Source organism: Streptomyces sp. NA02950, from assembly GCF_013364155.1.
Lineage (GTDB): Bacteria > Actinomycetota > Actinomycetes > Streptomycetales > Streptomycetaceae > Streptomyces.
In genome coordinates this window covers 7,366,934-7,388,638 of the sequence record NZ_CP054916.1, presented here as the reverse complement: position 1 = coordinate 7,388,638, position 21,705 = coordinate 7,366,934, and the positions used below count along the sequence as shown (strand labels likewise).

The following is a 21,705-nucleotide window of genomic DNA, read 5'->3' as shown; positions in this document are numbered from 1 at the left end:
GGCTACTTCCTCTTCTCGAGCTGGTTGGCCCACAGCGCGGGGTCGTCGACGTTCTCCTTGGTGACGAGCGGCGCCGGGAGCTGGTCCTCGAGACCGTTCCTGATCTTGACGATCCGTGAGCCGTGGCCGGTGGGGCCGGGCTTGAAGGTCTTGCCGTCCAGTGCGGCCCTGGCGTACGTCAGCGCGTACCTGGCGTAGAGGTCGGCGGGCTGGGAGAGGGTGGCGTCGATCTTCCCCGAGCGGATGGCGTCCAGCTCCTCGGGTATGCCGTCGTTGGAAATGATCGTGATGTGGCCGTCCGAACCCGCGGGCTTCAGCAGCTTCTTCTGCTCCAGCAGCGCCAGGGTGGGCTGGAGGAAGGCCCCGCCCGCCTGCATGTAGATCCCGTCGATGTCCCGGTGCTGGGCCAGCAGGCTCTGGAGCTTGGCGGAGGCGACGTCGCCCTTCCAGTCGGCCGGCAGCTCGTGCACCCTGATGCCGGGGTACTTCCTCTCCATGCAGGAGGCGAAGGCACGCGACCGGTCCCGGCCGTTGATGGAGCTGAGATCGCCCTGGAGCTCGGCGACCCGGCCCTTGCCGCCCAGCTTCTTGCCCAGGTATTCGCACGCCTTGGTGCCGTAGGCCCGGTTGTCGGCCCGGACCACCATGTAGACCTTTCCGGCGTCGGGGCGGGTGTCCACGCTGATGACCGGGATCTTCTTCTCCTCCAGCCGCTCGAGGGTGGAGGAGACGGCGCCGGTGTCCTGCGGGGCCATGACGATGGCCTTGGCGCCCTGGTCGCTGAATGCCTGGACGTTGGCGACCAGCTTGGAGATGTCGTTCTGCGAGTTGGACAGCGGCAGGGCGGAGACCGTGCCCTTGTCGATGCCCTTCTCCAGGTACTGCTGGTAGGAGTTCCAGAAGTCGGTGTCCGTACGCGGCATGTCGATGCCGACCTTGCCGCCACCGGCGCCGCCGCTCTCACGGTTGCAGCCGGTGAGCGCGGCGACGGCCAGCAGCACGGCGCAGGCGGCGGTGCCGGAGGTGCGCGGTCTCGTCATCGGGTCCGTCCTTGGTCGATCCTGTGCGTGGAGCGCGGTTGTGCGGGGGTGGCGGGGTCTCAGTGGGCGGTGTCGGGTGGCCGGGGTACGGCGTCGGGGCACTGGGGTACGGCGTCGGGTGGCGCGGGGCGCAGCCGCAGCCCCTGCATCCCTCCGTCCACCGCCAGCGCGGTGCCGGTGACGGCCGCGGCGGCGGGCCCGGCCAGATACGCGACGGCGGAGGCGACCTCCTCGGCGGTCACCAGCCGGCCGGTCGGCTGACGGGCCTCCAGGGCGGCGCGTTCGGCCGCCGGGTCGGCCGCCCGGTCCAGCAGCCGCCCCACCCACGGGGTGTCCACGGTGCCGGGGTTGACGCAGTTGACGCGGATGCCCTCGCGGATGTGGTCGGCGGCCATGGCGCGGGTGAGCGCCAGTACGGCGCCCTTGCCGGCGCTGTAGGCGGCGCGCTGCGGCAGCCCCGCGGTGGCGGCGATCGAGCAGGTGTGGGTGATGGACACACAGCCGGGCCGGTCGGCCGTGGCGGCGCGCAGATGGGGCAGCGCGGCCCGCGCGGTGCGTACCAGGCCGAGCACATTGACGTCCAGCAGCCGTTGCCACTCCTCGTCCGCGGTCTCCTCGACGGTGCCGACGGCGCCGATGCCCGCGTTGCCGACGACGGTGTGCAGGGCGCCGAAGGCGGCGACGGTCTCGGCCACCGCGGCCCGTACCGCCTCGTCGGAGGTGACGTCGGCGGTGACCGGAAGGGTGCCCGCCGGGGCGCCCGCTGGGTCGCGGTCGAGCACCGCGACCCGTGCGCCGCGGTCGCGCAGCTCGGTGGCGACGGCGGCGCCGATACCGGAGGCGCCGCCGGTCACCAGGGCGGCCAGCCCCTCGAAGTCGCCGGTGGGATGTGGCCGGTTCACGGGTTCCCTCCAGTCGTACGGGCGGTCGTGGATGACGCGGCCGCCGCGGTCGCCGCGGATGACGTGGATGACGCGGATGACGTGGATGACGCGGCCGCCGTGGTGCGTGCGGCGCGGCCGCGCCACTCGGGTCCGTCGGGATAGCGGTAGGCGGCGAGGGACGCGGGGTGCATCCTGGCCGAGAAACCCGGTGCGGCCGGTGCCCGGTAGCGGCCCGCCTCGATCACCGCCGGGTCGGTGAAGTGCTCGTGGAGGTGGTCGACGTACTCGATGACCCGGTCGTCCCAGCTGCCCGAGACGGCCACGAAGTCGAACATGGACAGGTGCTGGACGAGTTCGCACAGTCCGACGCCGCCCGCGTGCGGACACACCGGCAGTCCGTGTTTGGCGGCGAGCAGCAGGATCGCGAGGTTCTCATTGACCCCGGCGACCCGTGCCGCGTCGATCTGGACGAAGTCCACCGCACCGGCCTGGAGCAGCTGCTTGAACACCACGCGGTTGGCGACGTGTTCACCGGTGGCCACTTTGACGGGCTGTCCGGCACGGATGGCGGCGTGGCCGAGCACGTCGTCGGGGCTGGTCGGCTCCTCGATCCAGTGCGGCCGGTACGGGGCCAGGGCGCGCATCCAGCGCAGCGCCTCCGCCACGTCCCAGCGCTGGTTGGCGTCGACGGCGATCCGGACACCGGGGCCGACGGCCTCCCGGGCCAGCCGCATCCGTCTGAGGTCCTCGTCGAGGTCGGCACCGACCTTCAGCTTGATCTGGCCGAAGCCGTCGGCGACGGCCTCCCGGGCCAGCTTGATCATTTTCTCGTCGGAGTAGCCGAGCCAGCCGGGCGAGGTGGTGTACGCCGGATAGCCGCGCTCACGCAGCAGCGCGGCGCGCTCGGCGCGGCCGGGTTCGGCGGCGCGCAGGATGGCCAGGGCCTCGTCGCGGGTGAGGTCGTCGGTGAGGTAGCGGAAGTCCACCAGCTCCACCAGTTCCTCGGGGGACATGTCGGCGAGGAACTGCCACAGCGGTTTGGCGGCGTGTGTGGCGGCCAGGTCCCAGGCGGCGTTGACCACCGCCCCGGCCGCCATGTGCATCACGCCCTTCTCCGGTCCGAGCCAGCGCAGCTGCGAATCGTGCGTCAGGTCGCGGTGCAGTACGGCGAGTTGGGCCGCGGTGTACGGGGCGGGGCGGCCGACCACATGGGGGCGCAGCGAGCGGATCGCGGCCGCGGTGACGTCGTTGCCGCGGCCGATGGTGAAGACGAAGCCGTGTCCCTCTGCCGCGGCGGAGTCCGGACCGTCGGCGGTCCGGGCGTTCGTCCGCAGCACCACATAGGCCGCGGAGTAGTCGGGGTCCGGGTTCATGGCATCCGAGCCGTCGAGCCGCTCCGAGGTGGGAAACCGGATGTCGTGGACCTCGAGTTCGGTGACAACGGGACGCAGCATCAACGGGGCTCCCTGAACACGATGCGAGAGAACATCGGATCTTTTGCGGTGATCCGATGTATAGCGCTGTTGTTCGCGGGGCGTCCAGAGGTGCGGCATAATTTTCCAAGGACAGGTCGGATGAATCTAAGTGTCGTGCTGTACGGGGGCTGCGGTGAGAGGGCTGGTAAGCCGTAGGCTTGGGTCGCACGCAACGGAACTGGAACCGGGGGCGGTACCGACCCGTCCGCCCCGGTCGGAAGGAGGCGCTGGGTGATCGAGCTTGAGGGGGTTCCCGAGCTGATCGACCCGGTCATGATCTGTGCCTTCGAGGGCTGGAACGACGCCGGAGACGCGGCCTCCACCGCGGTGGCGCACCTGGACCGGGAGTGGAAGGGCGAGGTCTTCGCCGCGCTCGACGCCGAGGACTACTACGACTTCCAGGTGAACCGTCCCACCGTGGCCCTGGACTCCGGGGTCCGCAAGATCACCTGGCCGACGACCCGGCTCTCCGTGGTCCGTGCGGACACCGGGGAGAAGACCCGCGATCTGGTGCTGGTGCGCGGTATCGAGCCCAGCATGCGCTGGCGGTCGTTCTGCAACGAGATCCTCGGCTACGCCCATGAGTTGGGCGTGGAGATGGTCGTGGTCCTCGGCGCGCTGCTCGGCGACACCCCGCACACCCGGCCGGTACCGGTCAGCGGGGTCACCTCCGATCCGGACCTGGCCCGCAGCCTCGATCTGGAGGAGACCCGCTACGAGGGGCCCACGGGCATCGTCGGAATCCTCCAGGAGGCCTGCACCCACGCCGGTGTTCCGGCGGTGAGCCTGTGGGCGGCCGTACCGCACTACGTCTCGCAGCCGCCGAACCCGAAGGCGACCCTGGCGCTGCTGAACCGTCTCGAGGACCTGATCGGCGTGCGGATCCCGCTCGGCGAGCTGACGGAGGACGCACGGGCCTGGCAGCTGGGAGTGGACCAACTGGCCGCCGAGGACAGCGAGGTGGCCGAGTACGTGCAGTCGCTGGAGGAGGCGCGCGACACCGCGGAGCTGCCGGAGGCGTCGGGGGAGGCCATCGCCCGCGAGTTCGAGCGCTATCTGCGGCGGCGTGACGGCCAGCCCGGACCGGGCGGCCACGCCACCGAGAGCGGCGTCGCGGACGGCCGGGACGGCGGCGTGGGCGGTCCGGGCGCCGGCTCGTATCTGCGGGACTCCTCCAGCGGCCACACCCGCCCGCGCAAGCCGTCCCCGAAGGACGACGTGGCCAGGGAGGAGAGCGAGGGCTCCGACGGCGACGAGAGCGCCGCGGAAGGCTCCGACGGCACCGACGCCGACGCCCCCGGCACCGGCACCGGCACGGACGGGAACGGGAGCCGGGACGGAAGCGCCGGAGACCCGGAGAACGGGGACCCGGGAAGCGGAGACACCGGGGGCGGGGACCGGCCCGGCTCCGGCGGCTGACCACGCGCGGACCGCACGACGACGGGCCCGCACCGGGAGGTTTCCGGGGAAGTTCCCGGTGCGGGCCCGTCCGAGTGGTCAGGAACCGCTCAGTGGGCGGTCAGGAGACCACCGGGGAGGGTCAGAGCGCGACACCCAGCAATGCGTCGACCGCGCGCGACACCAGACCGGGCGCCCCCTCGTCCGTACCGCCGGACGACTCCTGCGCGGCGGCCCAGCGGTCCACCGCGGCCAGGGCCGACGGTGCGTCGAGGTCGTCCGCCAGCGCCTCGCGGATCTCCTCCACCAGCGCGTCGGCCGACGGTCCGTCCGGTCGCGAGACGGCGGCGCGCCAGCGGCCCAGCCGCTCCCGCGCCTCCCGCAGGACCTCGTCCGTCCACTCCCAGTCGGCCCGGTAGTGGTGGGCCAGCAGCGCGAGCCGGATGGCCGCGGGGTCCTCACCGTCGCGGCGCAGTGCCGAGACGAAGACCAGATTGCCCTTGGACTTGGACATCTTCTCGCCATTGAGGGCGACCATCCCGGCGTGCACGTACGACTGCGCGAACGGCCGCTCCCCGGTGAGGGCCTGGGCGTGGGAGGCACCCATCTCATGGTGCGGGAAGGCGAGATCGGAGCCGCCGCCCTGCACGTCGAAGCCCATGCCGAGGTGGTCCAGGGCGATGGCCACACACTCGATGTGCCAGCCGGGGCGGCCGGGGCCGAGCGAACCGCCGTCCCAACTCGGCTCGCCCTCACGGGCAGCCATCCACAGCATCGGGTCGAGGGGGTTCTTCTTGCCGGGGCGTTCGGGGTCGCCGCCGCGCTCGGCGGACAGCAGCCGCATGGCCTCGGCGTCGAGCCTGCTGACCGACCCGAACGCGGGGTCGGCCTCCACGGAGAAGTAGGTGTCGCCCTCGAGCTCATAGGCGGCGCCCAGGTCGCGCAGCCGCTCCACCAGCGGCACGATCCCCGGTATGGCCTCCACGGCGCCGATGTAGTGCCGCGGCGGCAGCATCCGCAGGGCCGTCATGTCCTCGCGGAAGAGGGCGGTCTCACGCTCGGCGAGCGCGGTCCAGTCGTCGCCGTTCGCCACGGCCCGCTCCAGCAGTGGATCGTCGATATCGGTGACGTTCTGGACGTAGTGAACCTGCCGCTTGATGTCGAGCCACACGCGCTGAACGAGGTCGAACGCGTTGTAGGTCGCCGCATGCCCCATGTGGGTGGCGTCGTACGGAGTGATACCGCAGACGTAGATGCGGGCGACGGGGCCGGGGGTGAGGGTGAGGGGTCCCCCGGTCGCGGTGTCGTGAATCCTCAGGTCGCGGCCTCTGCCGGGCAGGGCGGGAACCTCAGAAGCGGGCCAGGCATACATGCAATGAGCGTAACCGGATGCCAGTTCCGGATACGAACCGGACCAGACCTGTTGGCCGGATAGGCGGTCTTGCGCTCTCGCCCGAAAGATGCTGTGCCCGTATTCGACGGCTTGGCACGGACCCGCGCGGCTCGGCTCAGACCGGCGGCCAGGGGATCGCGGGCCACTGCCCGCTGGGCTCGGGGTGCACCTTGGTGCGCAACAGCACCGCCACCCGGGCCCGCAGCGCCTCGATCTCCGCGGTGGTGATCAGCTCCGCCAGCCGGACGCACAGCGGTCCGCCGTCGGCCAGCTGCTCCGCCAATTGGCCCAGCACCTCGAGCACATCGTCCGGAAGCGGCTCCCCCGCCCACCCCCACAGCAGGGTGCGCAGCTTGTCGTCGGCGTTGAAGGTCACACCGTGGTCGATCGCGTAGAGCCGCCCCCCGGCGGCGGGCAGCAGATGGCCGCCCTTGCGGTCACCGTTGTTGATCACCGCGTCCAGGACGGCCAGTCGGCGCAGTCGTACGTCGTCGGCGTGGACCAGCAGCGCGGTGCGTCCCTCGCCCACCTCCGCGAAGCCGACCGCCTTCCAGCCGGGGCCGGGCTCATCGCCCTCGATCAGCGCGAGCAGCTCCGTACCGTGCCCGTCGGTGGATGCCCCGTCCTCGGGGGATCCGTCGCGTCCTTCGCCCCCTGTCCCGTCCGGGCCGTCGCCGTCGGCCACCTCGACCCACAGCTGGCACATCCCCTGTCCGTACGGACCGTCGCGCAGCACGGTGGGCGGGACCAGCCCCCAGCCGGTCGCCTCGGAGATCTCGTACGCGGCCACCTCGCGCTGGGCCAGCGTGCCGTCCGGGAAGTCCCACAGGGGGCGCTCCCCGGCCACCGGCTTGTAGACGCACGGCGCGCTGTGGCCCTGGTACTCGACCGTGCAGTAGAGCACCGCGTTGGACGCCTCCCGGACCCGGCCGCGCACCGTCAGCTCGCCCAGGGCCAGCAGCGCGGACGGCTCCGGGGGCGTCACGCTCCGCGGCGGTATCCGTTCTGGCGCGGACATACGTGTCCCTCCGGGTCGAGCGGCAGGCTGCACAGCGGGCAGGGCGGCCGGCCGGCGTTGACGACGTCCAGAGCGCGCTTGGCGAAGGCGCGGGCCTGGGTGCCGGTGAGCCGCACCCGCAGCATGGGCGGCCCGTTCACATCGTCCTGGAGCAGCCGTTCCTCGGCCTCGGCCAGGTCCTCCTCGGACTCGGCCTCCAGCTCGACGAGCGCCTGCGCCTCGACGATCATGCGCTGTTCCTCGCCGTCCCAGGCGAGCGCCATGGTGCCGACCCGGAACTCCTCCTCCACGGGGGCTTCCAGCGGCTCGGTGTCGGAGAGTTCGGCGGGTGCGACCGCGGGGACCGGGGCGTTTCCGCCGGTGCGCCGGACCACCTCGTCGAGCAGCTCGTCTATCCGCTCGGCCAGCGCGGCGACCTGGGTCTTCTCCAGCGCGACGCTGGTGGTGCGGCCACCCGCGGATGCCTGGAGGAAAAAGGTGCGGCGACCAGGCAGCCCGACCGTACCGGCGACGAAACGGTCCGGCGGGTCATAGAGGAACACCTGACGGGACAACGTCCTGCTCCATTTGGTTCGACTGCTCGGCTGGTTGACTGCTGAGTGCTGAATGTCACGACTGCCCGGTCACGGCCGTAACGGCGTGCGCGTCGCGCCGCGGCACCACCCTACTGCGCACGGAGATCACGTCGCTCCCGCGCATGGCGATCATGGTGCTCCCGCGTCGCCGCCCACCGCCGCGTCCCCGCCCCGGTCGCCGGGCGCGTGCTCGCGCGGGACCAGACCCGTGAAGTCGCCGGTGTCCCCGAGCCGTACGAGGAACGGCCGGGTCGGGGTGTAGCGGATCGCGGTGACCGAGCAGGGCTCGACCGAGATCCGCTGGAAGAGGTCGAGGTGCAGACCGAGGGCGTCCGCGACGAGCGACTTGATGATGTCGCCGTGCGAGCACATGAGGTAGACCGCGTCCGCCCCGTGCTCCGCCTCGATCCGGGCGTTCCAGTCGCGCACCGCGTCCACCGCCCGCGCCTGCATGGCGCGCATCGACTCACCGCCCGGGAAGGCGGCGGCGGAGGGATGCTGCTGTACGACGTTCATCAGCGGTTCGTCGGCGAGCTCGGCCAGCTTCCGCCCGGACCAGTCGCCGTAGTGGCACTCCCCGATCCGTTCCTCCATGTGCAGGGGCAGCTCCGGGCGGGCGGTGAGCAGCGGGGCCAGCGTCTCCTGGCAGCGCTGGAGCGGGCTGGTGACGGCGGCGGCGAGCGGGAGCCGCGCCAGCCGTCCGGGCAGCGCCGCGGCCTGGGCGGCACCGCGCTCGTCGAGGGCGACACCGGGCGTCCAGCCCGCGAGGACGCCCGCGGTATTGGCGGTGGACCGGCCGTGCCGTACGAGGATCAGCATGGGCATGCCTGCCACCCTACGACCATGGACGAGCACCTCAGAGGGGGTGCACCCGCATCCCTTGCCCGCCCCCCGTGCGTATCGGAGCCAAGGGCGGCAGAATGCCCCGCGTGATCGTGGATTGTGCCATCTACCAGGACGGGCGCCGCACCGAGGGGCCCGCCGACCTCTCCGACGCCCTCGACCGGGCGCGCGCGGCCGGGGACTCCTTTCTCTGGCTCGGGCTCCACGAGCCGACCGAGAAGGAGTTCGAGCTCGTGACCAGCGAGTTCGGACTGCATCCGCTGGCCGTGGAGGACGCCCTGCACGCCCACCAGAGACCGAAGCTGGAGGTGTACGACGACTCCCTGTTCCTGGTGCTCAAGCCGGTGCGGTACAACGAGAAGGCGGGCACCGTCACCGCGGGTGAGCTGATGGTGTTCGTGGGTGACTCCTTCGTGGTGACCGTCCGGCACGGGGAGGCCAATCCGCTCGGCGCGGTGCGGGAGCGGCTGGAGGAGGCGCCCGAGGTGCTGCGGCACGGGCCGACGGCGGTGATGTACGCGGTCTCCGACGCGGTCGTGGACCACTACCTCGATGTCGCGGACGGGCTCCATGAGGACCTGGACGGGCTGGAGACCGAGGTCTTCGCGCCGGACGGCGCCGCGGGGCACAACACGGCCGGACGGATCTACGCCTTCAAGCGCGAGGTGCTCGAATTCCGCCGGGCGACGGGCCCGTTGGCCGAGCCGATGGAACGGCTCGCGGGCGCCGGGGTGCCGTTCGTCCACGAGGGGTCGCGGCCGTTCTTCCGCGATGTCAGCGACCATCTGACCCGGGTGAACGAGCATGTGGAGGGGCTGGACCGACTGCTGTCGGACATCCTCGCCGCGCATCTCGCGCAGATGGGCGTGCGGCAGAACGACGACATGCGGAAGATCTCGGCGTGGGCGGCGATGGCCGCGGTGCCGACGCTGATCGCCGGAATCTACGGCATGAACTTCGACTACATGCCGGAGCTGAAGCAGCCGTGGGGCTATCCGGCGGTGGTGCTGCTGATGGTCGGTGCGATCACGCTGCTGTACCGGACGTTCAAGCGCCGCGGCTGGCTCTGAGCTGAGCGCGAGCGGACCCGGGAGGCCGTTCGGGACCTGGTTCGCGGGCCCGTCCGCTGCGGGGCCCTGCCCAAGGGCCCGCTGCGGGACCTCGCCCCAGGGCCCGCCTCGGGGCCTCAGGCGAACTCGGGTGCCTCGGGGGCACTGGCCGAGGGTCCGCCCAGGGCGTCCCGCCGCTCGGGCATCCGCAGCGAGACCATCCGCCGCCAGCCGCCCAGCCGCTCGAAGCCGTACATGGCGTGCACACCCGCCGCCAGTACCGCGGCCTTCGCCGTGGACCAGCCCAGGATGCGCCCCATATGGGACACCACGGCGAGGCTCACGGCCCGGTAGACCTCCATCTCCACCAGCGCGCTCTCCCGCAGCATCCGCTGGATGGTCCGGCCGTATCCGGCGGCGGCCAGCCGCAGCAGTTCCTCGTGGCAGTAGGCGAGGTGGTTCTCCTCGTCGTTGGAGATCATCTCCACCGCGCGGCCGATGACCGGATGGTCGCCGAAGTGCTTGCGCAACATCAGCATCTGGGCGGAGGCCCGCTGCTCGGTGACCCTGCTGTGCGCGAGGTAGACGACGATGTCGTGCTCGGTCAGCGGCTCGTCGCGGCGCAGCTTGTCGTGGGCCAGCCCGATACCGCGCGCCTCCAGCAGCATGGTGTAGTCGGTGTCGCGCGGAACCTCGATCGGCTCCAGTCCGCGCTTGCGCAGCAGGGCGTTGAAGATCCGGCCGTGCTTGTCCTCGTCGGCGCCATGCCGGGTGATCTTGGGCGCGAGGGCACGCTGACTGTCGGGCACGAGGGCGGCGATCCGGCCGTTCTCCCAGCCCCCCTGGGCCTCACCGCTGGCCGCGATCGAGCAGAAGAGCCGGAACGACTCGTCGTTGTCGAGGATCTCCTGGAAGACGCTTTTCTCCGAGAGCATCACTGCCACCTCCGTGCGCTCCGTGCACGACACTCGCGCAGGAAAAGTCAAATGCCGGGTATGCGGAGCGGCAACAGGTGAGGGGTTCGGCTCGTCCGTATGGGCGATTCCGGGAGAAGGCCGGGCAGCCGTAACCAGTGGGGGGCACGGGCGTTGTGCACGATGACGGCCGTGGCGGGGAAGACCCCCGAGCCCCCACCACGGCCGCAGGACTTCTCGGTGGCCCTTACGCCAGTCCGGCCTGCTCCAGGGCCTCGACGCCCGCCCGCAGACCGGCGAGCCGCTCCTCCAGCGTGAAGCCCGCGGGGGTCAGTGACAGGGTGGTGACCCCGGCCTGGGCGTATGCCTGCATACGGTCGGCGATGCGCTCGACGGGGCCGATCAGCGAGGTGGAGTCGATCAGCTCGTGGGGCACGGCCGCGGCGGCACCCTCCTTGTCGCCGCTGAGGTACTTCTCCTGGATCTCGGCGGCCTCCTTCTCGTACCCCATGCGCTGCGCCAGCTTGTTGTAGAAGTTCTGCTTGGCGCTGCCCATGCCGCCCACGTAGAGCGCGGTGTACGGGCGGAAGTGGTCGGCGAGGCCGCGGATGTCGTCACCGACGGCCATCGGGACGGTGGGCACCACGTCGAAGCCCTCCAGGTCCTTGCCGACCTTGGCCCGGCCCGCGCGCAGCGAACCGAGGGTGGTCTCCTCGGCGTGCTCGGGGGCGTAGAAGAGCACGAGTGCGCCGTCGGCGATCTCGCCCGTCTGCTCGAGGTTCTTGGGACCAATGGCCGCGATGTACAGCGGGATGTGCTCGCGCACCGGGTGCACGGTGAGCTTGAGCGCCTTGCCGGGGCCGCCGGGCAGCGGCAGTGTCCAGTTGTCGCCGTCGTGGCTCAGCCGCTCGCGCGACATCGCCTTGCGGATGACCTCCACGTACTCGCGGGTGCGGGCGAGCGGCTTGTCGAACCGCACGCCGTACCAGCCCTCGGAGACCTGGGGACCCGAGACGCCGAGGCCGAGCCGGAAGCGGCCGCCGGAGAGCGTGTCGAGGGTGGCGGCGGTCATCGCCGTCATCGCGGGTGTACGGGCCGGGATCTGGAAGATGGCGGAGCCGACGTCGATGCGCTCGGTCTGCGCGGCGACCCACGAGAGCACGGTGGCGGCGTCCGAGCCGTACGCCTCGGCCGCCCAACAGACCGAGTAGCCGAGCCGGTCGGCCTCACGGGCCACCGCGAGGTTGTCCGAGTCCATTCCGGCGCCCCAGTAACCGAGGTTGATTCCGAGCCTCATACCGCACCTCATACCGATCAGTAACGTCCCTGTTCCGGGGACTCTAGCGCGCGGGACCGCGATACGTCAGGGGTGGGTTATCCACAGGCCGCCACGGCTCGCTTTCCGGCCAGTAATCTCGATGTTCATGGAGCAGAGGCACCTCGGCCGCACGGGCCTGCGCGTATCCCGGCTCGGGCTCGGCACGCTCACCTGGGGGCGGGACACCGACGAACACGACGCCGCGGACCAGCTCAAGGCGTTCTGGGAGGCGGGCGGGACACTGGTCGACACCGCGGATGTGTATGCGGACGGCGGCGCCGAATACCTCCTCGGGCAGCTGCTGGAGGGGCTGGTGCCCCGGCGGGACTTCCAGATCGCCACGAAGGCGGGCAGTGTGCCCGATCCCGACCGGCGCTTCGACGGCTCGCGCGGCCATCTGCTGGCGGCGCTGGACGCCTCGCTGGACCGGCTGGGCACGGACTATGTCGACCTGTGGCAGGTGCACGCCTTCGACCCGGTCACCCCGCTCGAGGAGACCCTCCAGGCGCTCGACATCGCGGTCAGCAGCGGGCGGGCCCGGTATGTGGGCGTCTCCAACTTCTGCGGCTGGCAGCTCGCCAAGGCCGCCACCTGGCAGCTGGCCTCCTCCGGCGCCCACACCCGGCTCGCCAGCACACAAATGGAGTACTCCTTGCTCCAGCGCGGTGTGGAGCGCGAAGTGCTGCCCGCCGCGCTCGACCTGGGCATCGGTCTGCTCCCGTCGTCACCGCTCGGCCGGGGCGTACTGACCGGGAAGTACCGCCATATGACCCCCGCGGACTCCCGCGGCGCCTCCGAGCTCGCGGCATTCGTCGCGCCGTATCTCGACGAGGAGGCCAGCCGCGTCGTCGAGGCCGTCGCCATAGCCGCCGACGGTCTGGCCACCACCGCGCTGCATGTCGCCCTCGCCTGGGTCCGCGACCGCCCGGGCGTCGCCGCGCCGATCGTCGGCGCGCGCAACGCCCAGCAGCTGAGGACGGCGTTGTCGGTGGAGACCCTTAGTCTTCCGGACGAGATCTGCCAGGCGCTCGACGATGTGTCGGCGCCCGTGCACCGCTATCCCGATCAGGACTGGAGCACGCTGTGAGTACCGACCGCCTCGCCGGCGAGGCCGCATCCGCGCCCGAGGAGGCCGACACCGCCCCACCGGCGCCCGCGCCGGAAGCGGGGGCGGAGGGGAACGCCCCGGTGAACGCAGGGCAGGGCGACACGGCAGGGCCGGGCGACACGGCAGGGCAGGACCGCGACCGGGCCGACGGCGCCAACGACCGCGCGGAGCAGACGGACGCGGACGGCGAGCCCGCGGCGGACCAGGCCCCCACCTCGGCAACCGGCAAGGGGCGGCGGTCGGCGGCCGCTGAGGCGCTGGCCGCCGCGGTGCGGGCCGTGGAGAGCGGTGAGCGGTCGGCGGCGTCGTTCTTCAACGAGCCCACCCCGGCCCGCCGTCCGGCACCCGCTCCGGCCCCCGCCGCGCCCCGGCCCCAGCAGCCCCGTCCGGACACACCGGCAGGCGGCGGCGTCCCGCCCGGCCCCGGGCCGGGCGGTGTGATCCCCGCGGCGCCCCGCCCGGCGCGCGGTCCGGGCGGTGAGATCGCGGGTGCCGCCGACGTTCGGCAGGTACTCGCGGCGGGTGGCGCACCCGAGACACTGGCCGACCGGGTGGCCGAGGTGCTCGGCGAGCGGGCGGCCGAGGCACTGCGGGAGGACCCCTGGCAGCTCCTGGCGGTCCCCGGGGTGCGCCACGACCAGGCCGACGGCTTCGCCCGCGCCCTGCTCGGCCCCGACTGCCGGCCGGATGACGAGCGCCGGGCACGGGCACTCACCGGTTGGCTGCTGGAGCGCGCCGCTCTCGAGGGCCACACCGCGCTGGAGTCCGGCGCGCTGCGCGCCGCACTCGCCAAGGTGTCCGTGCCCGACCCGGACGAGGCGCTGCGCACCGTGATCGCGGACGGCGAGGTGCTGGTGTTCCAGGACGCGCTGGACACCCCAGGAGCCGGCCGCCCCACCACCACCGCTGCCGCCGATGACGAGGAGGACGCCGGACAGCCCGTCCGGGTCCTGCTCGGCCTGGACCGCTACGCACTGGCGGAGGAGAGCCTGGCCGACGGTCTGGGCCGGATGGCCAGCACCTTCGCCGGACCGTCGGGCCCCGCGAAGGAATCGGCGGAGGAGTCGGCGGAGGACGCCGCCGAGGACGCCGCGGCAGACGAGGCGAGCGTCGGTGAACCGGGCGCGCCCGACTGGGAGAAGGCTGCCGCCGCCGCTCCGTCCCCCTCCGCCGCCGAGTTGATCCGCACCGTGGCGGGCCACGGCCTGGTCACCCACAGCGGTGGTGAGGCAGCTCGCGCCGAACCGGCGGCGCTGGTCGCCGCCGCCCGCGCGATGGGCCTGCGGGCGTACGCGGCGGCGCACGGTGAGGACGGCAGACGGCGCCTGGCCGAGTTGATCGACACCGATCCGTCCGGTGCCGCGGCCTCGTCGGCCGTCACCGTCGCCGGGCTGCTGTCCGGTGGCGAGGGCCCCGGCCGCGACGAGGAAGGGGCGCTGGCGCTCGATCTGCTCGCCGTGCTGGACGCCCCGCAGCTCGACGTGGAGACGGCGGCGATGCTCGTCGAGTCGCTGCCGGACGGCGCACGGCTGGTGCTGAGCGGGGATCCCCGGGTGCTCTGGTCCGCGGGGCCGGGCCGGGTCTTCGCGGATCTGCTGGCGGCCCGGCGCTGTCCGCAGGTCGTTTCGCGCACCCCGGACCCGGGGCCGATCGGCGAGCTGGTCTCCGGGATCGGGATCGGCGAACTGAACCAGGTCGAGGCGCCGGGCAAGGAGGTCGTGATCGTGCCCGTGCGTGACGCGGGCGAGGCGGTGCACCGCACGGTGCAACTGGTCGCCGACTCGGTGCCGCGCGCGATCGGCGTTCCCGCGGAGCAGACGCAGGTGATCACCCCGGGCCACGGCGGCGCCGCCGGGACGCGGGCGCTGAACACCGCCCTCAAGAACCGGCTGAACCCCGGCCCCGGCCGGTTCGGCGGCTTCGACCCGGGCGACCGCGTGGCCTACACCCCGGCCCCGGGCCGTACGGTCCTGGCCACGGTGGTGTCGGCGGAGGCCGACGGACTGCGGCTGGACCGCGGCGGCACACCCGTGGTGGTGGGGCGCGAGGAGGTCGGCGAGCTGCTGCGGCACGGCTGGGCCATCACCGCGCACCAGGCCGCAGGATCGCGCTGGCCCGCGGCGGTCGTGGTGCTGCCGGGCGACGCGGCGTCCGCCCTCACCCGCGCGTGGGTCTACACCGCGTTCAGCCGCGCCGAGCACCATCTGTCCGTCATCCACGGCGCGGACGCGGCGCTTCCCCGAGCGGTGGCGGAGATCCCGTTCAAGGACCGCACCACCCGTCTGCGCTCCCTCCTCCAGGCCCAGATCCCGACCACGGGCTGACGGGGAGGACGCCCAGCGCGGGCGCCGGGGTGCGGCGCGAGGCCCGGGCACCGCCGTACGGCTCTACCGCGTCCGCGCGCTGCCGCGGTGGCGTGAGCCACGTCAGCCCGCCGACGCCTGCCCGGGGCAAGGCCGGGAGACGGCTTGCCTTGGGGGCGGCAGCCGGGGTGACAGGTTGCCTGCGGCCCCGCACGTAGCGCCTTGTCCTTGGGGAGGCCCCAGCACGCGCGGCCCGGATTCCGGGCCGGGTATGCGGGGTGCAGCGGCGCCCACCCATGCACATGCCGCCGTGGGGCAGCGGCACAGCAGTCGGGCCCGCCGCGGCACGGCTGCTCCGAGCACCGCGGCCCCGGCAGCTTGCGCACGACCCACATGAAGCGCGGAGGCCCGCGAACACGGGCCGGGCGCGCTGGGGCCGCCGTCGGCGGGAGTGCCGCGGCCGGGGGCCGTCAGCCGTCCGCGTGGTCCCGGCCGGCCCGCTCGCCGATGCACGGCTCGGCCGGGACCCCGCGGCCCCAGCCCCGCACGCCGCCGCCGAGCGACGCGCGGCTCAGCCTCCCGGGCCGAGCACCTCGAGGTCTTCCTCGTCCTCCTCGTCGAAGACCGAGCTCACGTCGAAGCGACAGACCACCAGCTCCGGGTCCGCCTGCTCGAAGGGGGCGGACAGCCACTCCCCCGGTTCGGCGGGCTCCTCGGCGGCGGCCACCCACAGCGTGGAGTCGCCCTCCTCCAGTCCGAATTCCTTGTGCCGGGAGGCGATCTCGTCCGGTTCGAACTCGCCGAAGAGCACCCCCAACGCGCTATGGACGCTCTCGCCGACCGCGGCCGGTTCGCCGCCGAGCCGACCGTTCCCAGCGGCGGAGTCCGGATCGAGGTCGGCGATCCGCTGGGCCTGCGAGAGCAGACGCTGCGGTTCCGCGATCGTGTAATCCCTCCGGATCAGTACGTTGAGCACACTCGGCTCGTCCGGTCCGGCATAGGCGGGCAGCGTATCGTCCCCGGGGATCTCGAAGGGGGTGACCTCGTCGTAGGCGTCATAGAGCAACTCGTCGTAGACCTCGGCTGCCGCTGCCAGTTCGTTGAACGCGGCATAGACGGCTGGGTCTGCTTCCCCCGACCGGCGTTCGACAGCGTCGAGGTGACGATCCAGTGCGGCTTTCACCGCTTCGGCGGCGGCGCGTACCTCGGCAGCGGATGGCTGCGCAGCATCAGACATAGTGCAGACGCTATCCGTAGCAGGGCAGTTCCCGCACAATAGATGCGATGCCGGAATATGAATTCTGCGACGTGTATGTGCCGCGTGGGGTCTCCCGCAAGGCGACTACCCGCATGCTGACCGACCACGCCGAATACGGACACTGGGAGTTGGATCGTCTGAGACTCAACCCCGACGGCAGCCGCAGAGTGCGGCTGCGGCGGCGGATCATCCGCCAGCTGCGCGCCACCTGGTAGCGCGCCGGGACGCGGAGCGGGCCCCGCGCTGAACGCGAGGCCCGCTGTGAGTCACACCGTCATCACGGAGCGCGGTGAGAGTGTTGCGGTGAGTGGTGAGTGGCGTGCTGGTCAGCGCCGCGCCGCGCGGGCGCGGCGGTAGAGCACCGTGCCCGCGAGCAGCATTCCGGCGGCGGCCGGAATGGCCAGGTCAACCGGCCCGGCACCGGTGTGGGCCAGCTGCTCGTCACCCGCGATGTGGGAGCCACCGAGGTTCGAGGACGGGTCGGACCCGTGGACTCCGGTCTGCTCCTGGCCGCCGGGCTGGTCCGAGTCATCGCCGGGGTTGTTGTCGCCCGGGTTGTTCGGCTGACCGGGGTTGTTGGGCTCACCCGGGTTGTTCGGCTCGCCGGGGTTGTTGGGCTCACCCGGCTGGTTCGGCTCACCGGGCTCATTGGGCTCACCGGGCTCGTTCGGCTCACCGGGCTCATTGGGCTCACCGGGCTCGTTCGGCTCACCCGGCTCATTGGGCTCACCGGGCTCGTTCGGCTCACCCGGGTTGTTCGGGACCGCCTCGACCACACCGCAGTCGCCGCCACCACTGGTGTTCCCGATCGCGGCCACGCCGATGTTGTTCCCGCACACATTGACCGGAACGTCGACCGGGGCCTGGACATTGTTGCCGGAGCCGATTCCGGGTGAGCCCTGGGTGTCGCCCTGGGCCTGGGAACCGCTGGTCGAGCTGGAACCGCCGGAGCCACCGGAGCCGCTGCCCGAGCCACCGGCCTGCTCGCCGCAGCTCCCGCCACCGGCGCTGTTCATCAGCCCGACGACGGTCACCGTGTTCCCGCACAGGTTCACCGGCACGTGTACCGGCGCCTGGATCGAGTTGCCCGACACGATCCCCGGCGAGTTCGCGGCGCCGCCGTCCGCCCCCGAGCTCGCGTGGGCGTAGCCGCCGGTCACGGCCAGTACGCCGCTCGCCGCCGCTACGGTGATCAGGCTCTTTTTCGCAACCTGTCGCATAACTCCTGCTCCCCTGCCTTCCGTCCCAGCCGGGATGCGCGCGGGCTTCTCCGCCCGCACCCCCATGCCCGGGCGGTTCCGGAGCGCGTGGCACGCCCTCCGGAACCGCCCGGGATCACACCCCGGTGGACCGTGACCCAATGTCACGTGATCGATGCGGTAGTTGCCGAAGGCGGGGCACTGCACCCACCCCCTTTTCGGCATCGCGGCCCCTGTCACGAGCCGCACACACCATGTAACGAGGAGGGAGCAATCGAGCTATCAAGCTACGACAGCATTCACTCTTTTCGGTTCTTTCGGTATGTGTGATCGATTAGGCCGAACCAGTGCAAGTGCGTAACCCTTCGGCGTCCGCACTGGTCACAGCCGTGATCAGCGAAGGAGTGACAGGAGCATGGCAGAAGCGCAGCGGAAGCCGGGCAGCGGTCCGGCGCTGATCGGGCAGTGATCGGGCAGTGAGTCGAGCAGCGATCAGCAGGCGTCCAGGAACCGATCCAGCACCCTCACGCCGAACTTCAGCCCGTCCACCGGCACCCGTTCGTCGACCCCGTGGAACATCCCGGCGAAGTCCAGCTCCGGCGGCAGCCGCAGCGGTGCGAAACCGAAGCAGCGGATGCCGAGGTCGTCGAAGGACTTGGCGTCCGTACCGCCCGAGAGGCAGTACGGCACGGCGCGGGCGATCGGGTCCTCCGCCTTCAGCGCCGACTGCATGGCGTCGACCAGCGCCCCGTCGAAGCTGGTCTCCAGCGCCTTGTCCGCGTGCACGTCCTCGCGCTTGACCCGCGGGCCGAGGATGCGGTCGAGGTCGGCGAGGAACTCGTCCTCGTACCCCGGCAGGAAGCGTCCGTCGACATGGGCGGTGGCCTGCCCCGGGATCACATTGACCTTGTACCCGGCGCCGAGCATCGTCGGCGCGGCCGTGTTCTGCAGCGTCGCCCCAATGATCTTCGCGATGCCGCCCAGCTTGGCGAGCGTCTCCTCCATGTTCTCGGGGTCGAGCGGGGTGCCGAGCGCGTCGGACAGCTCGTCCAGGAAGGACCGCACGGTCTTGGTCACCCGCACCGGGAACTTGTGCCGCCCGAGCCGGCCGACCGCCTCCGCCAGCTCCGTGATCGCGTTGTCGTTGTTGGTCATCGAGCCGTGCCCCGCGGTGCCGTCCACCGTGAGCCTCATCCAGTGCATGCCCTTCTGGGCGGTCTCGATGAGATACAGCCGCAGATCCTCGTTGACGGTGAACGAGAAGCCGCCGACCTCGCCGATCGCCTCCGTCACGCCCTCGAACAGCTCGGGGTGCTCATTGACCAGATGCCGCGCCCCGTACACCCCGCCCGCCTCCTCGTCGGCGAGGAAGGCCAGCACGATGTCGCGCGGGGGCTTGCGGCCGCTGCGCAGTCGCTCCCGTACGACCGCGAGCGTCATCGCGTCCATGTCCTTCATGTCGACCGCGCCGCGGCCCCAGACACAGCCGTCCACGATCTCCCCGGAGAAGGGGTGGTAGGCCCAGTCCTCGGCGTTGGCCGGGACGACATCGGTGTGGCCGTGGATGAGCAGCGCCGGGCGGGAGGGGTCCTCACCCTCGATCCGCGCCACCGTCGAGGCCCGGCCCTTGTGCGACTCGAAGATCTTGGGCTCGAGCCCCACCTCGGCCAGCTTCTCGGCCACGTACTCGGCGGCCAGGCGCTCGCCGGGGCCGGAGTGGTCACCGTAGTTACTGGTGTCGATGCGGATCAGATCACGGCAGAGGTCGACGACCTCGTCCTCGCCCCTGACCGCACCGGCCGTCGTCGCGTCCGAAAGCGACTCACTCACGCTGCCTCCTCCTGTTCACTGCCGCGGCGCGCCGCCCGCATCCGGGCCGGCCCACGACGGGGTCCACCAGCCATACTCCCCCTCACGCCCGCCCAGCCCAAGGCGGCAATACCACCGTCATGCCCCCGTCACACTCCACCACCGAGCACCCCCGCCCACCAGCCCGGCCACCCCTCCGGCCCCCGCCGGACCCCGGTCGGGGTCCACAAGCACGCGTGATCGAGCACGTCCGGATGTTTGCTATGGTTTCCACGTCGGAACGGCCACGGGCCGGACGGCAGACACCTGGTCCGGGTGGCGGAATGGCAGACGCGCTAGCTTGAGGTGCTAGTGCCCTTTATCGGGCGTGGGGGTTCAAGTCCCCCCTCGGACACAACCTTCCCCCGCACTGTCCGTTTCCAGGGCAGGCGGAACCGGCACCCGCCTCCGGCTCCTGGCTGTACGCGGGTGTTTGTCGTTTCAGCTTTCTCCGGGGCTTCTCCCTTCGCCAGGGGTTCGGTGGTCGGGCTCTGGATCAGCTGATCGTGATCCTTTCTGCTCGTGGGGTGTCCGCGGTCAGGGATCTGGCCACGGGGTCATAGATCAGCGAGATCGCCTCACTGCGGAGGTGCGCGACAGCGTCGGCCGACGAGAGCGGCGCTGCACTCGCGATCAGGGCCATCGGCTCGGCTCCGTCCGGGCCGTGGTGCGTGCGGCGGAGGAGCAGTGCGGACAAGTGCGGTAAGACTTGGTCCTCGCGCACGTAGGCGTTGGGAGTGCGGCCGGGCATGGGCCCGGTGGCGCTGGTGTGGCCGTGGCGGCACCGGTAGGCAGGGCGACGGCGAGCCCAGTGGGATTCCATCCGGCGCCCGCAGGCGCCGCAGCGCAGCAGCCCCGCCAGGAGATAAATGCGGCCGGGAGCCGTCTCCCGGGCGGTGCGGAGGTGCTGAACGGCGATGAAGTCGGCCTCACTGACCAGCGCCGGGTGCGCGGGCTGGGCCGAGATGATCCAGTCGGCAGGGGTGTTCCACCGCATCACGTCGCGGTGCCCGAGAGTGGTGTTGGCCGCGTCGATCAGGTCGTGGTCGGTGCGCTGACGGTTCCAGACCTGACGGCCGGTGTAGCGGGGGTTGGCCAGGATGGCCCGCACCGTGGGCAGCACCCAGCGCTGACCGTTCCGGTGCGGGTTGCGTCCGGGGTCGGCAGCGGACGGGCAAGGGATACCGGCACCGTTCAGAGCACGGGCGATGCGCGCCATGCTGTGCCGGGCCAGACGCTGGGTGAAGATCCAGGACACGATCGGCCCGCAGTACGGGTCGATGTCCAGGCGTTGGATGCGCAGGCCGCGGCGAGCCAGTGCTCGGTTGGGGTGTAAACCGGCGTGTACACCAGCCGGTAGCCATACGGTGGCCGGCCGCCGAGGTAGCGGCCCTGGTCGCGGGTCTGCACGGTCATCGCGCTGCGCACCCGGATCCGGGCGCGGGCGATCTCCCGTTTGGACAGGATCCCGAGCAGGATCATCAGCTCCTCCTGCCCGCCGATCTGCGGATCCACCGCGCCGCCCAGCTCCGGCACCCAGACTTCGACACCGTAGTGCTCGAACAGCGGGGCCATGGTCGCGAACGGATGGCCGTAGAAGGCCCGCTCGCTGGAGCCGATGATGACCGCGTCGAACCCCCGGTCCGGGTCGGCCATCGCCGCCAGCAACGCGGCGGCCTCCGGACGGCGCGCCCAGGGGACGGTCCGGCTATGACCGATGTCGAAGAACTCGGCCACGATCCGCCCATGCCCGGAAGCAAGGGCCTGGGCGCGCAGCAGCTGCCAGGCCCGCGACGTAGCGGGATCCTGGTGTTCCTCGGTGGACACCCGCCCGTAGAACGCAAACCGACGCCCGGGCAGTTCGGGGGACGAGGATCCGAACCGCCGCTGCCGGGGTTCGGAGGCCCAGTCCGCGAGCGGACCTTGGCCGGCCGCGGTATCAGAGGCTGGGACGGCGGGCGGCGCGTCGGCTGTCATCATCGGCACCTCCTGCTTGCCGCTGGGCTCGCCCGGCATGTCGACCGTGGACCGCTTGCGAGGAGCCGTCAACGGCCCGGGACAAGGCTGACTCGAACGGATGAA

General features: G+C 71.8%; 19 protein-coding genes and 1 tRNA gene. 6 read left to right on the top strand and 14 right to left on the bottom strand.

Annotated features, from left to right (window positions below; translation table 11 throughout):
- Positions 1-2 precede the first annotated feature (2 nt).
- Genes HUT19_RS32495 through HUT19_RS32485 form a run of 3 tightly spaced genes read right to left on the bottom strand, consistent with a single transcriptional unit; the run spans position 3 to position 3,375 of the window.
- Positions 3-1,040 (bottom strand): sugar ABC transporter substrate-binding protein, encoded by a 1,038-nt coding sequence (locus HUT19_RS32495; protein ID WP_176183868.1) that lies wholly within the window; start codon positions 1,038-1,040, stop codon positions 3-5.
- A 59-nt stretch (positions 1,041-1,099) separates the two neighbouring features.
- The gene (locus tag HUT19_RS32490; RefSeq protein ID WP_176183867.1) at positions 1,100-1,942 is read right to left on the bottom strand and encodes an SDR family NAD(P)-dependent oxidoreductase; all 843 of its coding nucleotides are present in this window, start codon (positions 1,940-1,942) and stop codon (positions 1,100-1,102) included.
- Complete coding sequence (locus tag HUT19_RS32485; protein ID WP_254886257.1) at positions 1,939-3,375, bottom strand: enolase C-terminal domain-like protein; 1,437 nt, start codon at positions 3,373-3,375, stop codon at positions 1,939-1,941. Before HUT19_RS32485 ends, HUT19_RS32490 begins: the two co-directional genes overlap by 4 nt.
- A 255-nt stretch (positions 3,376-3,630) precedes the next feature.
- Here HUT19_RS32485 and HUT19_RS32480 point away from each other — a divergent pair, with 255 nt between their 5' ends.
- Entirely contained in the window at positions 3,631-4,818 is a 1,188-nt protein-coding gene (locus HUT19_RS32480) for a PAC2 family protein (RefSeq protein ID WP_176183866.1), read from the top strand.
- A 121-nt stretch (positions 4,819-4,939) separates the two neighbouring features.
- On the opposite strand, the gene mshC is transcribed toward HUT19_RS32480, so the two are convergent.
- From mshC to HUT19_RS32460, 4 genes are all read right to left on the bottom strand, one after another.
- Entirely contained in the window at positions 4,940-6,169 is a 1,230-nt protein-coding gene (gene mshC, locus HUT19_RS32475) for a cysteine--1-D-myo-inosityl 2-amino-2-deoxy-alpha-D-glucopyranoside ligase (protein ID WP_176183865.1), read from the bottom strand.
- A gap of 136 nt (positions 6,170-6,305) precedes the next feature.
- Positions 6,306-7,208 (bottom strand): SCO1664 family protein, encoded by a 903-nt coding sequence (locus HUT19_RS32470; RefSeq protein WP_176183864.1) that lies wholly within the window; start codon positions 7,206-7,208, stop codon positions 6,306-6,308.
- Positions 7,172-7,762: a DUF3090 domain-containing protein gene (locus HUT19_RS32465; protein WP_176183863.1), complete on the bottom strand. Its 591-nt coding sequence runs from the start codon at positions 7,760-7,762 to the stop codon at positions 7,172-7,174. Before HUT19_RS32465 ends, HUT19_RS32470 begins: the two co-directional genes overlap by 37 nt.
- A gap of 150 nt (positions 7,763-7,912) precedes the next feature.
- Positions 7,913-8,608 (bottom strand): histidine phosphatase family protein, encoded by a 696-nt coding sequence (locus tag HUT19_RS32460; protein WP_176183862.1) that lies wholly within the window; start codon positions 8,606-8,608, stop codon positions 7,913-7,915.
- Positions 8,609-8,703: 95 nt separating this feature from the next.
- On the opposite strand from HUT19_RS32460, the gene corA reads away from it, so the two are divergent.
- Positions 8,704-9,696 (top strand): magnesium/cobalt transporter CorA, encoded by a 993-nt coding sequence (gene corA, locus HUT19_RS32455; RefSeq protein WP_176183861.1) that lies wholly within the window; start codon positions 8,704-8,706, stop codon positions 9,694-9,696.
- 116 nt (positions 9,697-9,812) lie between these two features.
- On the opposite strand, the gene HUT19_RS32450 is transcribed toward corA, so the two are convergent.
- Together HUT19_RS32450 and HUT19_RS32445 are read right to left on the bottom strand one after the other, a co-directional pair.
- The gene (locus HUT19_RS32450) at positions 9,813-10,610 is read right to left on the bottom strand and encodes a ferritin-like domain-containing protein (RefSeq protein WP_176183860.1); all 798 of its coding nucleotides are present in this window, start codon (positions 10,608-10,610) and stop codon (positions 9,813-9,815) included.
- Positions 10,611-10,836: 226 nt separating this feature from the next.
- Positions 10,837-11,886, bottom strand: a complete 1,050-nt coding sequence (locus HUT19_RS32445) for an LLM class F420-dependent oxidoreductase (protein WP_176183859.1) — start codon at positions 11,884-11,886, stop codon at positions 10,837-10,839.
- Between the two features lie 127 nt (positions 11,887-12,013).
- On the opposite strand from HUT19_RS32445, the gene HUT19_RS32440 reads away from it, so the two are divergent.
- Together HUT19_RS32440 and HUT19_RS32435 are read left to right on the top strand one after the other, a co-directional pair.
- Positions 12,014-12,994: an aldo/keto reductase gene (locus tag HUT19_RS32440; protein ID WP_176183858.1), complete on the top strand. Its 981-nt coding sequence runs from the start codon at positions 12,014-12,016 to the stop codon at positions 12,992-12,994.
- Positions 12,991-15,339, top strand: a complete 2,349-nt coding sequence (locus tag HUT19_RS32435; protein WP_176183857.1) for a helix-hairpin-helix domain-containing protein — start codon at positions 12,991-12,993, stop codon at positions 15,337-15,339. Before HUT19_RS32440 ends, HUT19_RS32435 begins: the two co-directional genes overlap by 4 nt.
- Positions 15,340-15,889: 550 nt before the next feature.
- Here HUT19_RS32435 and HUT19_RS32430 read toward each other — a convergent pair.
- Complete coding sequence (locus HUT19_RS32430; protein ID WP_176183856.1) at positions 15,890-16,555, bottom strand: hypothetical protein; 666 nt, start codon at positions 16,553-16,555, stop codon at positions 15,890-15,892.
- Positions 16,556-16,602: 47 nt separating this feature from the next.
- Here HUT19_RS32430 and HUT19_RS32425 point away from each other — a divergent pair, with 47 nt between their 5' ends.
- Positions 16,603-16,791, top strand: coding sequence for a DUF5703 family protein (locus tag HUT19_RS32425; protein ID WP_176183855.1), 189 nt, complete (start codon positions 16,603-16,605; stop codon positions 16,789-16,791).
- A gap of 111 nt (positions 16,792-16,902) precedes the next feature.
- Here HUT19_RS32425 and HUT19_RS32420 read toward each other — a convergent pair whose 3' ends face one another.
- Positions 16,903-17,796 (bottom strand): chaplin, encoded by an 894-nt coding sequence (locus HUT19_RS32420; RefSeq protein WP_176183854.1) that lies wholly within the window; start codon positions 17,794-17,796, stop codon positions 16,903-16,905.
- A 471-nt stretch (positions 17,797-18,267) separates the two neighbouring features.
- Complete coding sequence (locus tag HUT19_RS32415) at positions 18,268-19,605, bottom strand: M20/M25/M40 family metallo-hydrolase (RefSeq protein ID WP_176183853.1); 1,338 nt, start codon at positions 19,603-19,605, stop codon at positions 18,268-18,270.
- Positions 19,606-19,893: 288 nt separating this feature from the next.
- Here HUT19_RS32415 and HUT19_RS32410 point away from each other — a divergent pair.
- A tRNA-Leu gene (locus tag HUT19_RS32410) sits at positions 19,894-19,978 on the top strand.
- A 141-nt stretch (positions 19,979-20,119) separates the two neighbouring features.
- Here HUT19_RS32410 and HUT19_RS43400 read toward each other — a convergent pair.
- Together HUT19_RS43400 and HUT19_RS43395 are read right to left on the bottom strand one after the other, a co-directional pair.
- The gene (locus HUT19_RS43400; RefSeq protein ID WP_254885895.1) at positions 20,120-20,881 is read right to left on the bottom strand and encodes a recombinase family protein; all 762 of its coding nucleotides are present in this window, start codon (positions 20,879-20,881) and stop codon (positions 20,120-20,122) included.
- The gene (locus HUT19_RS43395) at positions 20,818-21,672 is read right to left on the bottom strand and encodes a recombinase family protein (RefSeq protein WP_254885894.1); all 855 of its coding nucleotides are present in this window, start codon (positions 21,670-21,672) and stop codon (positions 20,818-20,820) included. Before HUT19_RS43395 ends, HUT19_RS43400 begins: the two co-directional genes overlap by 64 nt.
- Positions 21,673-21,705 lie beyond the last annotated feature (33 nt).

Bases quoted from the DNA above. Each gene is read 5' to 3' on its own strand.
- HUT19_RS32495 (WP_176183868.1), bottom strand. From the start codon at position 1,040: ATGACGAGACCGCGCACCTCCGGCACCGCCGCCTGCGCCGTGCTGCTG.
- mshC (WP_176183865.1), bottom strand. From the start codon at position 6,169: ATGTATGCCTGGCCCGCTTCTGAGGTTCCCGCCCTGCCCGGCAGAGGC.
- HUT19_RS32450 (WP_176183860.1), bottom strand. From the start codon at position 10,610: ATGCTCTCGGAGAAAAGCGTCTTCCAGGAGATCCTCGACAACGACGAG.
- HUT19_RS32460 (WP_176183862.1), bottom strand. From the start codon at position 8,608: ATGCCCATGCTGATCCTCGTACGGCACGGCCGGTCCACCGCCAATACC.
- HUT19_RS32470 (WP_176183864.1), bottom strand. From the start codon at position 7,208: ATGTCCGCGCCAGAACGGATACCGCCGCGGAGCGTGACGCCCCCGGAG.
- corA (WP_176183861.1), top strand. From the start codon at position 8,704: ATGCCCCGCGTGATCGTGGATTGTGCCATCTACCAGGACGGGCGCCGC.
- HUT19_RS32420 (WP_176183854.1), bottom strand. From the start codon at position 17,796: ATGCGACAGGTTGCGAAAAAGAGCCTGATCACCGTAGCGGCGGCGAGC.
- HUT19_RS32425 (WP_176183855.1), top strand. From the start codon at position 16,603: ATGCCGGAATATGAATTCTGCGACGTGTATGTGCCGCGTGGGGTCTCC.
- HUT19_RS32445 (WP_176183859.1), bottom strand. From the start codon at position 11,886: ATGAGGCTCGGAATCAACCTCGGTTACTGGGGCGCCGGAATGGACTCG.
- HUT19_RS32440 (WP_176183858.1), top strand. From the start codon at position 12,014: ATGGAGCAGAGGCACCTCGGCCGCACGGGCCTGCGCGTATCCCGGCTC.
- HUT19_RS32430 (WP_176183856.1), bottom strand. From the start codon at position 16,555: ATGTCTGATGCTGCGCAGCCATCCGCTGCCGAGGTACGCGCCGCCGCC.